14 protein-coding genes are annotated in these 14,512 nt (G+C 38.4%); 3 read left to right on the top strand and 11 right to left on the bottom strand.

Annotated elements, in window-relative coordinates:
• Positions 1–147: 147 nt before the first annotated feature.
• The 5 genes from tpiA to ACJG85_RS12210 form a co-directional block, all read right to left on the bottom strand.
• Complete coding sequence (gene tpiA, locus ACJG85_RS12230) at positions 148–900, bottom strand: triose-phosphate isomerase (protein ID WP_409678517.1); 753 nt, start codon at positions 898–900, stop codon at positions 148–150.
• The gene (locus ACJG85_RS12225; protein WP_412476527.1) at positions 900–1,397 is read right to left on the bottom strand and encodes a TlpA family protein disulfide reductase; all 498 of its coding nucleotides are present in this window, start codon (positions 1,395–1,397) and stop codon (positions 900–902) included. Before ACJG85_RS12225 ends, tpiA begins: the two co-directional genes overlap by 1 nt.
• A 9-nt stretch (positions 1,398–1,406) precedes the next feature.
• Positions 1,407–1,715 carry a hypothetical protein gene (locus tag ACJG85_RS12220; RefSeq protein WP_409678522.1) on the bottom strand — a complete coding sequence of 103 codons (309 nt, stop codon included), beginning with the start codon at positions 1,713–1,715 and terminating at the stop codon, positions 1,407–1,409.
• A 250-nt stretch (positions 1,716–1,965) separates the two neighbouring features.
• Positions 1,966–3,057: a MauE/DoxX family redox-associated membrane protein gene (locus tag ACJG85_RS12215; protein WP_412476526.1), complete on the bottom strand. Its 1,092-nt coding sequence runs from the start codon at positions 3,055–3,057 to the stop codon at positions 1,966–1,968.
• Between the two features lie 65 nt (positions 3,058–3,122).
• Positions 3,123–3,665 (bottom strand): DUF1599 domain-containing protein, encoded by a 543-nt coding sequence (locus ACJG85_RS12210; protein ID WP_409678528.1) that lies wholly within the window; start codon positions 3,663–3,665, stop codon positions 3,123–3,125.
• Positions 3,666–3,801: 136 nt separating this feature from the next.
• Here ACJG85_RS12210 and folP point away from each other — a divergent pair, with 136 nt between their 5' ends.
• Together folP and ACJG85_RS12200 are read left to right on the top strand one after the other, a co-directional pair.
• On the top strand, positions 3,802–4,632 hold the full coding sequence (gene folP, locus ACJG85_RS12205; protein WP_412476525.1) for a dihydropteroate synthase: 831 nt from the start codon (positions 3,802–3,804) through the stop codon (positions 4,630–4,632).
• 15 nt (positions 4,633–4,647) lie between these two features.
• Positions 4,648–5,277, top strand: a complete 630-nt coding sequence (locus ACJG85_RS12200; protein WP_409678534.1) for a hypothetical protein — start codon at positions 4,648–4,650, stop codon at positions 5,275–5,277.
• Positions 5,278–5,327: 50 nt separating this feature from the next.
• On the opposite strand, the gene rlmH is transcribed toward ACJG85_RS12200, so the two are convergent.
• The 5 genes from rlmH to ACJG85_RS12175 all read right to left on the bottom strand — a co-directional run bounded on the left by rlmH (position 5,328) and on the right by ACJG85_RS12175 (position 11,115).
• A complete protein-coding gene (rlmH, locus tag ACJG85_RS12195; RefSeq protein ID WP_409678537.1) occupies positions 5,328–5,801 on the bottom strand; it encodes a 23S rRNA (pseudouridine(1915)-N(3))-methyltransferase RlmH in 474 nt (157 codons plus the stop codon).
• Positions 5,802–5,878: 77 nt separating this feature from the next.
• Positions 5,879–6,619, bottom strand: a complete 741-nt coding sequence (locus tag ACJG85_RS12190) for a shikimate dehydrogenase family protein (protein WP_412476524.1) — start codon at positions 6,617–6,619, stop codon at positions 5,879–5,881.
• Entirely contained in the window at positions 6,620–8,020 is a 1,401-nt protein-coding gene (locus ACJG85_RS12185; RefSeq protein WP_409678542.1) for a tetratricopeptide repeat protein, read from the bottom strand. It lies immediately after the preceding gene.
• Positions 8,021–8,188: 168 nt separating this feature from the next.
• The gene (locus ACJG85_RS12180) at positions 8,189–9,376 is read right to left on the bottom strand and encodes an aspartate aminotransferase family protein (protein WP_412476523.1); all 1,188 of its coding nucleotides are present in this window, start codon (positions 9,374–9,376) and stop codon (positions 8,189–8,191) included.
• 50 nt (positions 9,377–9,426) lie between these two features.
• Positions 9,427–11,115: an OstA-like protein gene (locus ACJG85_RS12175; protein ID WP_412476522.1), complete on the bottom strand. Its 1,689-nt coding sequence runs from the start codon at positions 11,113–11,115 to the stop codon at positions 9,427–9,429.
• A 212-nt stretch (positions 11,116–11,327) separates the two neighbouring features.
• Between ACJG85_RS12175 and ACJG85_RS12170 the strand changes: the two genes are divergently transcribed.
• Positions 11,328–13,178: an alpha-amylase family glycosyl hydrolase gene (locus ACJG85_RS12170; protein WP_412476521.1), complete on the top strand. Its 1,851-nt coding sequence runs from the start codon at positions 11,328–11,330 to the stop codon at positions 13,176–13,178.
• A gap of 35 nt (positions 13,179–13,213) precedes the next feature.
• On the opposite strand, the gene ACJG85_RS12165 is transcribed toward ACJG85_RS12170, so the two are convergent.
• Positions 13,214–14,485, bottom strand: a complete 1,272-nt coding sequence (locus tag ACJG85_RS12165) for an adenylosuccinate synthase (RefSeq protein ID WP_412476520.1) — start codon at positions 14,483–14,485, stop codon at positions 13,214–13,216.
• Positions 14,486–14,512: the final 27 nt, after the last annotated feature.

Raw genomic sequence — 14,512 nt, 5'->3', positions numbered from 1 at the left:
AATAGTTTGATTTGTGACGCTGTAAATATAAACTATAAAATCGTTAAAATGCAAATAAAATCGATAAAAAGCATATTTATCTTTTTTATTATAAAAAAAACCTTTCAAATTAATGAAAGGTTCTTGTACTGTTTGGATGTTTACAGGTTAAATTCCGTTAACAATGGCAGCAAAGTCAGTTGCTTTTAAAGCGGCACCACCAATCAAACCTCCGTCAACATCAGGTTTAGAGAAAATTTCTTTGGCATTTTCAGGTTTAACGCTACCACCGTATAAAATGGATACTTCTTCGGCTATACTACTGCCGTATCTTTTTCGGATGGTTTCTCTGATAAACTCGTGCATTTCTTGGGCTTGTTCCGGCGAAGCTGTTTCTCCGGTTCCGATGGCCCATACCGGTTCGTAAGCTAAAACAATTTTTTCCCAATCTTTGTTTTCAATATGGAATAAGCCATCACGCAATTGGTTTTCCACTACATTGAAATGTTGGTTGTTCTGACGGTCTTTTAATTCTTCTCCGAAACAAAAAATTACAGTCATATCGTGGTTTAGGGCTGTAGTTACTTTTTGAGCCAAGATGGTGTCGGTTTCATGAAAATAAGCCCTTCTTTCCGAATGGCCAAGTATAACGATGTTTACGCCAATACTTTTCAACATGTCTGCAGAAATTTCTCCGGTGTAAGCACCGCTTTCATTTTGATGCATATTTTGAGCGGCTACGGCTATATTGGTAAATTCTAAATGATCAACAGCAGATGCTAAGTTGATGAAAGTTGGCGCTACTATAATTTGGGCTTCAACATCTTGAGGCAATTTGTCAATTAAGTCGTTTAATAAATCTTCGGTTTCTTCCGCATTTTTATTCATTTTCCAGTTTCCGGCAACAATTTTTTGTCTCATTATTCTAGGGTTTTTAAAGTAGCATTTATAGTTTCAAAATCGGTTTCTATGGCGCGATAAGTAATAATTTTACCATTTTTATCTATAATGATATATCTCGGAATCCAGTCTAAGTCAATTGATTTTCCGAATTCCCCTTTCATACCGTCGGTTACCCAATAGTGATCGCCTTTGAGTTCGTGTTTTTCAATACCGGCAAACCATTTGTCATAGGCTTTATCCATGGAGATAAAGACAAAGTCAACTGTTGGGTGATTGGCTTGCATTTCCTTTACTTTGGGCATGGCTTTAACACAATCACTGCACCAAGAAGCCCAAACTTCAATGACGGTTACATTCCCTTTGTGTTTTTTAAGGATTTCTTTAAAAGTGATGGTACTGTTGTCAGTTACCACCATTTTTTTTGTCAAGGTTTCTTTTGAGAACTCTTTGATTTGTGCATTGGAGCAAGATAAAGTTGCCAATGCCGATAAAAAATATAGGGCTAATCTTTTCATAGTTTTTTATTATTCCGATTGATTCTCTTTTTTTTGATTTTTTAAAAACACAATTTTATGCTTACGCCTTTTGTGTTCCTTTTTTTTTCTTCTTTTTCTTTGGTCGTACAGATATTTTAGAATAAGTACAACCCCCAAGCTACTAACTGCCATTAAGGTAGTGCCGATTAGGATGTGAATGGTATGTCCCAGCGGCGGCTCTTCCAACGTGGCGATGTAATTCAAAAAATAATAGCCAATAAAAAAGACAATCACACTCAGGATAATTCCCCAAGCCGCTTTTTCACTGTCTTTTTTTGACATAATGTATTTGATCATAACGTGGTATTTAGTGTCAAAAAATCATTTTTTTCTCAATAGGGCAATCCATTTGATTAGGAGTAAGCCATTTGTGAAAACCATTAGCAAACCCAAAAAGAATCGGAATGATATGCCATAAATTTTAACCTTATTGTCTTCAGAAATTAAAAAATAAACGCCTAAAGCAGAAAGTAATAAGGTTATAAAAATATTAAAATATATTACAGTTTTTGACAAACCGGTTCAGTTTAGGAAATCTTAACAGCATTTATTTTTTTAGTTCCGAGTAAGGTTTGTTGATAAGCTTCTCAAAATCAGCCACATCAAACTTGTTGTCCGTAATACCCCAATAGTATTTATATTCGTTTCCGTTCCATAAATATTTCACACCCGGCGTATCTTTACCGGAACCCAATACTTTCCAAAAAGGGATAACTTCAATAATTTTATAAGGATATTCCGCTCCGGCATATTTGAAGAAATTCGGAATCAATTCGGCTTCTTCATTCATGAAAATGATAGATATTTCCGGAAAATCTTTAGTTTTCTTGCGCAATTCAGTCAATTCTTTAGCGGCATCTCTACAGTGGTCGCAACCCGGCACAAAGAAACAAAGTGTTTTACGGCCTTTGTCGATGTGAGAGAAATACTGAGCGTAACCTGATTTGTGTTTGGCCGGTTCATTTATTTCAACTTTTACCTCGGGTTTTATTTCAGTTGTTTTTTTAACGGTATCTTTTACGATGACTTGTGTTGCAGTAGTGTCAACAGGAGTAGTTGATAAGGTGTCGGTTGTTGTTGCCTCTGGCTCAGTTACGGTAAACTGGCTCTCGATAGGTTGGATTGGAGCCAACATGAATAATGCCAAAACTGAAGCTAAAGTAAGGGAGGAAAGAATCCAAAAGTTGTGACCTTTTTCATTGGTTTTCGGCATAATCAATAACAGCCATACCAATAAACCCATAGCCGCTACATTCTTCAAAATGGCCTCAATGGGAGTCATAGGCAGCAAACTTCCGAAACACCCACAGTTGCCTGAATTTCCGCCGTTTTGAATGGTTTCAATGGTTAAATGTGTGGTGAATACAAGCAGCAACAATATCGTAGCGGGAACGATAATACTTCTCAAAAAGTTTTTTTGTAAGATTAAAAAGCCTAAGGCCAATTCAATACCGATTAATACACGGGAAAAGTAAGGCGCAAATCCCTCCGAAAATCCCATGGGATACAACTGCTTTACTTCAAAAGTGGAAATGGCAAAGTAAGGCGACGGGTACAATTTGGCGACAGCCGATAGCAAAAACAAAAACGAAATGACAATTCGAATTCCCCAAGCAATATTGTTTTTTGATGTATTCATTTTTAAAAAAATTCAAAAGTTAAAATGCAAATTCAAAAAGAAGAAATGTTTATTCGGATTTTAGTTTATTGCCCGAATTTCATCAGTATTAAAGCAAAAACCGAATAATTAATCATGTCTTGATAATTGGCATCGATGCCTTCGGAAACTATAGTTTTACCTTGATTGTCTTCAATTTGTTTGACGCGTAGTAATTTTTGCAAAATCAAGTCGGTCAATGAACTTACGCGCATCTCACGCCAAGCTTCACCGTAATCGTGGTTTTTGGCTTCCATTAACGATTTGGTTAAAGCCACTTTAGTATCATATAATTCGGTGGCTTTTGATAAGTCTAAATCAGGTTGCTCCACTACGCCCAAGTCTAACTGAATTAAGGCCATGATGGAATAATTGATGATTCCGATAAATTCGCCGCTTTCGTCTTCATCTACTTTTCGAATATCGTTTTGTTGCAAACTGCGAATGCGTTGGGCTTTGATGAAAATTTGGTCGGTTAACGACGGCAATCTCAAGATGCGCCAAGCACTACCGTAGTCTTTCATTTTATTAATATACAGTTGTCGGCAAATTGCGATAACCTTATCATATTCTTGAGAAGTATTACTCATTTCAGTGTATCTTTGTATCAAATTTTCCCAAAAGTAAAGAATTTTTTTGATTGCCGAGGGATGAATTAAGTTTAGTAATTTCAGTTTTAAGAATATCTTAACTGAAGGAGGCCAACAGTACACTTAACGATAGAAAATGACGATCAACTGTCGCGGAACTTTAATCGATTTGACCCTTCCCAAAGTCATGGGAATCTTGAATATTACGCCCAATTCTTTTTACGATGGCGGTAAGTATACCAACGAAAAACAATGCTTAGCACAAGTTGAAAAAATGCTTTTCGAAGGGGCAACATTCATTGATATTGGTGCCTATTCGAGTAAGCCAAGTGCAGAATTTGTTTCGGAAACCGAAGAGATAGCGCGATTGGTTCCTGCAGTGCAACTGATACTAAAACATTTTCCTGAAGCTTTGATTTCTGTCGATACCTTTAGAGCCAATGTGGCCAAAGCAGCTTTAGAGGCCGGAGCTTCTATAGTAAATGATATAGCCGCCGGAAGTTTAGACGAGCAAATGATGCAAACGGTTGCCGAGTTTCAAGTGCCATACATTATGATGCATATGAAAGGCAATCCGCAAACCATGCAGAGTTTGGCACAATACGACAATGTCACCAAAGAAGTATTGTTCTATTTTTCGGAGAAAATAGCGCAGGCTCGTAGCTTCGGCATCAATGATTTGATTATAGATCCGGGCTTTGGTTTTGCCAAAACTATCGGGCAAAATTTTGAGTTGCTTTCCCATTTGGAGTTGTTTGAAAGACTTCAACTGCCGATTTTGGTTGGTGTGTCCAGAAAATCAATGATTTATAAGACATTGGGCACTACTGCCGAGTTGGCACTTAACGGAACAACAGTATTGAATACAATAGCTTTACAAAAAGGTAGTAATATTTTAAGAGTACATGATGTAAAAGAAGCCATAGAATGCGTAAAATTGCATCAAAATTTGATGGCTAAAAATTAAATCCCCAAAACTAAAATGAAAAAGACAGTCGTACTACTATTTTCAATGCTATTGATGTCTTGTGGAAAGGACAAAGAAGTGTTGTTACCTGTTGCTCAAGAAACGATAGTGGCGGATGTGAAAGACCATTCTCCCATTTATTTCTTTTTTGCGGCCAATGAAAAAGACACCTTGGTAGAAGTGAACCGAAACAATTCGATCAGTTCTACCAATTGGTTGTTTAACATTGATAAGCGATTGCCCTTGCGAAAAGTAATCTTGGAGATTAAAAAACTGCAAAACAAAAAAGACAATAGCGCTCATAAAAACGAAGCATCGGAAAACTATTTTACCTATACCGATACAGTAAAGAAAAATTTGGCTTTTATGCCGTTTACCGAAATTCGTTATAAATTAGAAAAACCAGATTTTAATATTCGTCATTTTTATCTGGACCGAAACGATTTGGTGCATTACAACGAATTGGTTTTTGCTAAAAGTCAGCTCGAAGAGTTTATCAATAAAATGCCTAATACACGCCTTTATTTTTCCTACGATAAAGGGATGTCATTTGGGAAATACATCGAATACAAATTGTTTTTGAAGAATCTGAACATCACGCAAAAAGGAGTTACTGTAAATTCGAAGCGAGAATACATCTACTAATTCACTTCGTACTTCTAACTTCGTACTTCTAACTTCGTACTTTGTACTTTTTATTGATGGTGGTAAGGTTCGTTTCGCAAAATGGTGAAACCGCGATACAGTTGCTCGATAAAAAACAAACGCACCATTTGATGGGAGAAAGTCATTTCCGAGAGCGAGACTTTGCCTTGGGCTTTTTGGTAAACTTCCGGACTAAACCCATATGGTCCGCCAATCACAAAAACTAAGGTTTTGGTGCCTGAGTTCATCTTCTTTTGCAAATATTCTGAAAAAGCTACGCTCGAAAAGGTGCTGCCGTTTTCATCCAATAAAATCAATTGGTCGGTTGGATTTATTTTGGACAAAATCAATTCGCCTTCTTTCTCTTTTTGTTGTGCTTCCGACAGATTCTTGACGTTCTTAATGTCGGGTATAATCTCTACATCAAACTTAATATAAAAGGACAAACGTTTCGTGTACTCCTCAATCAACGATTGCAAGGCTTTGTTATCGGTTTTGCCAATGGCAATTAGCTTAATATTCATCTTTCGTTATTTGAATCATAAAAGTCATAAGTTCTTATCAGTCTTAATTGAACTTAAAAAACCTTAATATGGTGAAATTATTTATTCCAAATTTTCCAAGCCTTTTCCGCCTGAAACACCAACATTTCGTAACCGTTTTTGGTAATCGCGCCATGTTGTTTGGCTTTTTTCAAAAATAAGGTTTCTTCGGGATTGTAAATCAAATCGAAGGCAATGTGTTTGCCGCTAAAGTATTCGTAAGGAATAGGAGGAAAGGCCTGAGTATTTGGACTGGTTCCCAAAGGCGTACAATTGATAATAATCTGATAATTGTCGAAAGTCGTCGCGTTGATTCGGTCATAATCAATCCCGCCTTCTTTTTCTTCCCGTGAGACAAAAGTATATAGGATTCCGAGTTGTTTTAAGGCAAAAGCCACTGCTTTAGCGGCGCCACCGGTTCCTAAAATCAATGCTTTCTGATGAAGAGGTTGGAGTAGTGGTTCCAAAGATTTCATAAAGCCATAATAATCAGAATTATAGCCTTTTAGGTTTCCTTTTTTAGTAAACCGAATCACATTGACAGCGCCAATTTTTGCGGCTTTATCAGACAATTGGTCCAAATAAGGAATCACCGCTTCTTTGTAGGGAATGGTAACGTTTAAACCTTTGAGTTGAGGATAGTCAGTAATGAGTTGCGGAAATTTTTCAATAGATTGGATATCGAAATTGTCATAAGCACAATCTGATAGATTACCGTTAGCAAACTTTTCGGTAAAATACTTTTTGGAAAAAGAATAGGCAATGTTTTTTCCGATTAGACCAAATTGTCTTTCCGACATTTATTCCGATTTTTGGTGTTTGGCAATATAATCCTGTACCGATTTTCGCTCCCAAACTCTTGGGAATAAATCCTCCAAAATGGTTCGGTGTTTCGAGTTCAATCGCAAACCGTTGCTCAAGTGGAAGTTGCCTTTTTCTTCTTCGTGTAAAGAGAAATGCAAGCCGGCCAAACGGTATTCGATTTCACACTCTTCCGGAAAGTATTCTGAAGCCTGAATTAACGTTAATATGGCGTTATTCATTTCACCCATATTTTGCATCATGTCGACCCAAAACAGCCAAGTGTCTAATTGGTAGTCGCCAAATTCCACCGCTTTTCGGTAGCCGAATTCAGCTTCCTCAAATAAATTCATGGCTTTGTTGATGGTAGCAAAGCGTTTCCAATACAAACGGTTTTGGTCGTCTATGGCCAAGGCTTTGTTGACATAAAACAAGGCCTTTTGATAGTTTTTTTGACGAACATAAAAATCGGTTATAGCAATCCAACCTTTGTCTAAAAGCGGATCTTCGTGTACAGTTTTGTTGAAGTATTTTAAGGCTTCAGCTTTGTTGCCTAATTTTTCGTAACATTTTCCGATACGCAACAAGGCGTATGATGTTGGGTCGTCTAATTCAATGGTGCGTTGGTAGCTTTCGATGGCTTCTTCATATCTTTTTAAACGCTCTAAAGATTTTCCTTTTTCGAGGTAAGCACCAAGGAATTCGTCGTCTATGAATGTAGCAAATTCAAACGCACGAACTGCATTTTCATAATCTTTTACACCATAATACAAACGACCTGATTGGTGCCAGGCAATTTCACTATACGGATTTCTGTCGATATAAGTCTTAAGGTATTCTATGGCTTCTAAGTTTTGGTCTAAAAACTCAAAGCAATACACCACATTGTATAAGGCGGATTGGTCTTCGAAATCTTCCTCTAAACATTTGATGAAATTGGCTTTGGCCGATTCCAAATTGTCCATAAAAAGGTATTCCATTCCGATTAAATTGTACACATCGGCAAGGTCCTCAGTATAAATTAAAGCGGTTTGTAAAAATTCAACGGCCTTTTCGTGGTTGTCTCTTTTAGAGTATATGTTGGCTTTTTGGATAAAAATTTCTTCGTTGGTTGGTTCTATGGCGTACAATTCGTTGAGTAATTTTTCGGCCTGATCCAATTTGTCTTCGTACACCAACATTTCCACCTGAACCAGTTTTAATCCTGTTGATTTAGGGTGTTGCTCCAATCCTAACTTGAGTGCTTTTTTAGCCATAGTGGCTTTTCCCATATCGAGATAATGCAGTATGATTTCCTCGAATTCCTCTGAATCGAAAAATAAAACTTTGTTGGTTTTCAACATCGATTCAAATTTCGCTAAGGATAAGTTGTAGTCTTCTTCGTCGTGATCCAGGTGCATACCAGTAGGTGTTAAAATTATCCTTAATAAAATTAGGGAAACGGGTTTTGTATTTTTGTTGGGCTAATCGATTGTTGTAAACAATTTAATTAACAATGGATTTGTGATTGATGATTAACGATTTTTGATTTTTGAAATAAAAAATCTGCAATCTTAAATCGTAAATCATCATTCTTCATTCATCACTTCATCCATAGCTTCCAGGATGATGGCGCAACCTTCTCTGATTTCTGCTTCAGAAATGGTCAGTGGTGGCGTAATTCGGATAGCACAACCTTCAAATAAAAGCCAAAATAAGATTAATCCTTTGTCTTGGCATTTAAAAATTACTTTATTGGTAATTTCCGAATCGGCAGTCATAGCGGCCAACATTAAGCCACGTCCACGAATTTCTGTTATCAAAGGGTGTACCAAAAGCTCTCGGAACAGCTTTTCTTTAGCTAAAGATTGCTTAGCGTAGTCTTTTTCCAATACTTCTTGTAAAGTAGCCAAGCTTGCCGCAGCTATGACAGGATGTCCGCCAAAGGTAGTAATGTGCCCTAGTTTAGGGTCGTGACTCAACAAATCCATATGCTTTTCATTGGCAATAAATCCGCCTACCGGCATACCGCCGGCCATTCCTTTACCAATAATTACTACATCTGGTACTACGTTATAGTTTTCAAATCCGAATAACTTACCGGTGCGACCAAATCCAGGTTGAATTTCGTCTATAATCATCAGAGCGCCGACTTCCTCACAACGTTTTTTTACCTTGGCTAAGAAATTGTTTTTAGGCTCAATAAAACCGGCTCCGCCTTGGATGCTTTCCAATATAATTCCGGCGGTTTTGGGGGTTATTTTTTCCAAATCGGCTTCGTTGTTAAATGTAATGAAGTCGACATCCGGAATTAAAGGGCGAAAGATTTGTTTACGTTCTTCAAAACCCATCACACTCATCGAACCCATAGTGTTTCCGTGGTAAGCGTTGTGGCAAGAAATGAGTTGGCTTCTGCCGGTCACCCGCCGCACCAATTTTAAAGCACCTTCGCAAGCTTCTGTACCCGAATTGACCAAATATATCTTATTCAAACTCGGCGGCAAATGTTCGACTAATAATTTACAGTAAGCCACAGCCGGATGTTGGGCATATTCACCGTAAACCATTACGTGCGAATACTTGTTCAGTTGGTCGATGATGGCCTGATTTACCCGCGGATGTTGGTGTCCTAAGGAACAAGCGGAAACACCAGCTACAAAATCGAGATACTTTTTGTTGTTGGTATCATATATGTAAGAACCAATGGCATGTGACACTTCCATTCCTAAAGGATAGGGCGATGTTTGGGCTTGGTATTTCAAAAAATCTTCTCTCATGATATGTTGGTTCTCAGTTATTGGTCATGAAATGAGACGGAATACTGAGACTACTGTACTTTGGTTTTTGTCCCGTTTACTTTTTGGGTGGCTTTGGCTTTTGGACTCGGATTGTTTTTGTCGTAGTCCAAAGTTTCTTTGGAAGGCAAAAGCGGTTTATTGTCCTGATCCTTTTCGGCTTGTCTTTCAGCTTGAATTTTGGCGTCTAATTCGTTTTCTTCCGGTGGGAAAATATCGTCTTTCGACTTGATGCGCTCGTCGCCGCGCCAAATAAATCCGCGTAACTTTCGGGCGTTTTCAGGTAAATCTTTTTCAGGATAAATGTCGCCGTCAATTTGGTTGTAATTGGTAATGGTTTCTATAGTATTTTTATCCAAAACCATATTGATTTTACTGCTCACGCTTTTGTTAATTCCAATGAGCTCTTGTTTGTCATTTCGCATATAGTAAATGACTTCGGTGTTTTTGATGATGTCAACTTCCCGCAGCTTATTGTCTTCAAACTTACCATATAAATTTTGCCCTTTTACCTGGTTGTAACCGGTGCTGAGTGTGTCTTTTGAGATGATAAAGGCATTGTTTAAAACCTTAAGAGAATCCAATTTCTCGGTTTTATTATTACCGATAAGATGCATTACATCTCCGGTCATTTGGTTTTCGTAATTCCACAAAATCGGATTTTTGATTAATTTGGTCAAGCCGGTTTTTTGATCTGAATGGATCGAGTCGCATTTACCGCTCATATCGGTTTTGTAAAAACGCACATTGTTGAAAGCTCTCACTATGCGTTCTCCCGGTTTTCCGGTGATGATCATTTTTTTACCATGTACATACATCGAGTCGTTTTCCACCAAGGTAACAGCTACAGCTCTTTTGGTAATCATCATCGAATCTTTTTGGGTTTTCAGATTGCGATAAATTTCGGCATAATGGCCTTTGATTAAACCTTTGTTGATAGAATCGGTGATTTTGACATTATTAGTAGCCGAAGCATATTCGCGATTTCGGTCGTAGTACAAACTATCACCTTCTATGCGCCGGTCTTTGTATTTGATATAGGATTTTCGTTTAAAATACGCCAAATTCTTTTTGGTATCGTAAAACCCTTTTTCGGTGTAAATGTAATTTTCTTTGCTGGTGATGGTGGAAGGACCAAAAAGATAGGAGTGACCCGAATTAGTATAATAATCCAAATGATTGGATTTAATGGTATATTTCGGATTTGTAATGGTTACTGCGGTCAGGAAACGGAACTTTTTTTCGTTGGCATAATACCTGCCTGACTTGCTTTTTAGGGTGTTTTCGCGATTGGTAATCGTTCCGTAAGTATTGTAAAAAGCTTCTTGCGTATTGCGGTCGAAATTGATGGTGTCGGTAACCAAAGTAGATTCCGGAGAGCGTAAAATAACATTTCCGGTGGCATACGCTTGCTTGATTTCGCCATTGTATTCGGCATATTTACTGTTTAGGAAGAGGGTATCACCTTGCACCATTTGCACATCACCGAAAGCTTTGATATAGTTTTCTTTTTGAAAGAAATAAGCTTTATTACAGGTAAAAACAACACCTTCGTGACTTACTCTAACATTGCCGCGCAATAATAAAGCATCCGGAATTTCGGTTTGGTTGATATCAGCAAAATCGGAATACTCTACGTTAATTTGAGAGGATTTTTTTTGCGCTGTCACCAGATTAATGATTAGGAAACAGCATCCGATATATAAAAGTAACTTTTTCAAGTGGTTGATTTTATGTTTAATGCCGCTTGGATTCCCATCGTTAGAATCCAAAGACTTTGAGTGGGCAAATTTATGAAAATAGCAACAATACAAACCTTTATTAAGAATTATTTATGGTGTTCATATTTCAATCATTTCTTTATATTTGTGACAACGCCACAACACTCTAATTGTTGGGCTGAAAAGATATGAAAACAAAACTTTTACTGCTTATGGCAATAGGCTGTACTGCGGGTTCAGCTTTAGCACAAAACAATAAAAATGCTCCAATGATGAAAAAAGTAGAGGCTGTTGAGCAGCCCAAAAAGTATGTAGTGTATCAAGTATTCACTCGTTTATTTGGCAACAAAAACACCACCAATAAACCTTGGGGCACTATAGAAGAAAACGGCGTTGGTAAATTCAACGATTTTACTGATACTGCCTTACAGGAAATAAAAAAGCTGGGCGTAACTCATATTTGGTATACCGGAGTACCGCATCATGATGTGATTAGAGACTACACTAAATACGGGATTTCAAATGATGATCCCGATGTGGTAAAAGGTCGTGCCGGTTCGCCTTATGCGGTTAAAGATTATTATAATGTAAATCCTGATTTAGCGATAGATCCGGCTAAAAGATTAGAAGAATTTGAAGCTTTAATTTCCCGTACACACAAGCATCGATTGAAAGTGATAATCGATATTGTGCCCAATCATATTGCCCGAAACTACAAAGGATTGACCAACCCGAAAGGGGTAAAAGATTTTGGGGCCGACGATGACACTTCGGTGGAATATGCCCGAAACAATAATTTTTATTACATCCCGAATACGCCTTTTGAAGTGCCGACCTCTCCGGATTATAAACCGCTCAACGGAGAAGTAAATCCGCTTAGTGACGGTAAGTTTTCGGAGTTTCCGGCCAAGTGGACCGGCAACGGATCGCGTATGGCCAAACCGGATATTAATGATTGGTATGAAACGGTAAAAGTAAATTATGGTGTAAGACCCGATGGCACCAAAGACTTCCCGGAATTGCCTGCCGGATATGACGAAAAGGATTATGCCGCTCACTTTGCTTTTTGGAAAGATAAAGACGTGCCGGATTCTTGGAAGAAATTCCGCGATATTGCGTTGTATTGGATTGAAAAAGGCGTAGACGGTTTCCGTTATGACATGGCCGAAATGGTACCGTATGAGTTTTGGAGCTATATGAACTCGAGTATCAAAATGAAAAACCCCAAAGCCTTTTTGTTGGCTGAAGTTTACAATCCGAAGGAATACCGCAATTACATCAAGTTGGGTAAAATGGATTATTTATACGATAAGGTAGAAACGTATGACCATTTGAAAGCGGTGATCAAAGGTAATGCCTTACCGGATGCACTTTCAGATATCCAAAACAATATGTCGGATATCGAACATCATATGCTACATTTCTTAGACAATCACGATGAACAGCGTTTGGCCAGTCCGGAATTTGCCGGCACTCCCGAAAAAGGGAAGCCGCTTATGGTAGTTTCGGCTACGATTAGTTCTTCTCCAACTATGATTTATTTCGGACAAGAAGTGGGCGAGCCCGGCAATGAAGACGCCGGTTTTGGCAAACGTTCCCGAACGTCTATCTTTGATTATATCGGAGTGCCGCACCACCAACGCTGGATGAACGGAGGTAAATTTGATGGAGGTCAACTATCCAACAGCGAAAAAGCGTTGCGTGATTTTTACAGTCGATTGCTGAATTTTACTTTAAACAGTAGCGCTATGTTGGGTAAATTCCAAGAAATTCAATCAGTGAATCGCAAAGAGACGCAAAATTACGATCAGGGATTGTATGCTTATGTTCGTTACAGTGATGATGAGAAGTTGATTGTTGTTGCCAATTTCTCTTGGGTTACCACCAGCAGAATTGACTTAATAGTGCCTGAGGATATAATAGCCGCTTGGAAATTAACCGATGGCAGTTACACGGTAAAAGACCAATTATATGGTAGTAGCACTGTACTCAACGTAGTAAACGGTAAAGGAACCATTCATTTGAATATCAAACCAAGCGAGTCGTTTATCTTTAAATTATAAAAAGAAACCCTTTCAGTAATGAGAGGGTTTTTTATTTATCGCGTTATCGTCTGCTTCCTATCCGGTCCAACCGAAACTATTTTTATCGGTACTTCGACTTCTCTTTCTATGAATTCGATGTACTCTTTTAATTCTTTCGGTAGCACATCATAAGTGGTCATTCCGGTTAAATCGGCTTGCCAACCTTTGAATTCGGTATATATCGGCGTTACGTTTTCTTCTTCAATGTTGTATGGTAAATGGTGAATCACTTCTCCTTTGTAGTTGTAAGCAGTACAAACCTTCAAGGTATCAAAGCCCGAAAGCACATCACCTTTCATCATCATTAGTTGTGTTACGCCGTTGATTTGGATGGCGTATTTTAAAGCCACTAAATCCAACCAACCGCAACGTCTTTTTCTGCCGGTTACCGAGCCAAATTCGTTACCCACTTTGGCCATAATATCGCCATCTTCGCCAAAATCTTCTGTTGGGAAAGGTCCTGAACCAACGCGAGTGGTGTACGCTTTGAAAATACCGTATACTTCTTTGATTTTGTTCGGAGCGATACCCAAACCGGTACAAGCACCGGCAGCAGTGGTATTGGAAGAAGTAACAAACGGATATGTTCCGAAATCTACATCTAACAACGAACCTTGAGCGCCTTCGCAAAGAATGTATTTACCGGCTTTTTGGGCTTGTGCCAAATATTCCTCACTATCGATGAAAGTGAGTTTTTTCAAATCTTCAACAGCTTCAAAAAATTCTTTCTCTAATTCCGGTAAGTTGTATTGGATATTTACGTCATAAAACGCAATCATCGCCTCGTGTTTGTCGGCTAAAGCGCGGTATCTTTCTTTAAAGTCGGCCAATTCAATATCGCCTACGCGAATACCGTTGCGACCGGTTTTGTCCATATACGTTGGCCCGATGCCTTTTAAGGTTGAACCAATTTTGGCTTTACCTTTTGCAGCTTCTGAGGCAGCATCTAACAATCGGTGCGTCGGTAAAATCAAATGGGCTTTCCGAGAAATAATCAATTTCGATTTCAAATCGAGGTTGAATTTGGCCAAGCCATCAATTTCGCTTTTAAAAACTACCGGATCAATTACGACGCCGTTTCCGATGATATTGATGTTATTGTTGTGAAAAATCCCAGAAGGAATGGTTCTCAGCACGTGTTTGATACCGTCAAATTCCAAGGTGTGCCCGGCATTTGGTCCGCCTTGGAAGCGCGCAATGATATCGTATTTAGAGGTGAGAACGTCAACTATTTTTCCTTTTCCTTCATCTCCCCATTGTAATCCAAGTAGTAAATCTACAGTCATTGTGTTGTTGTGTTGTGGTTGTATTGT

Origin of the sequence: Flavobacterium mekongense, from assembly GCF_047038255.1 — a bacterium.
Classification (GTDB): Bacteria; Bacteroidota; Bacteroidia; order Flavobacteriales; family Flavobacteriaceae; genus Flavobacterium; species Flavobacterium mekongense.
This window is presented reverse-complemented; position numbering and strand designations above follow the sequence as displayed.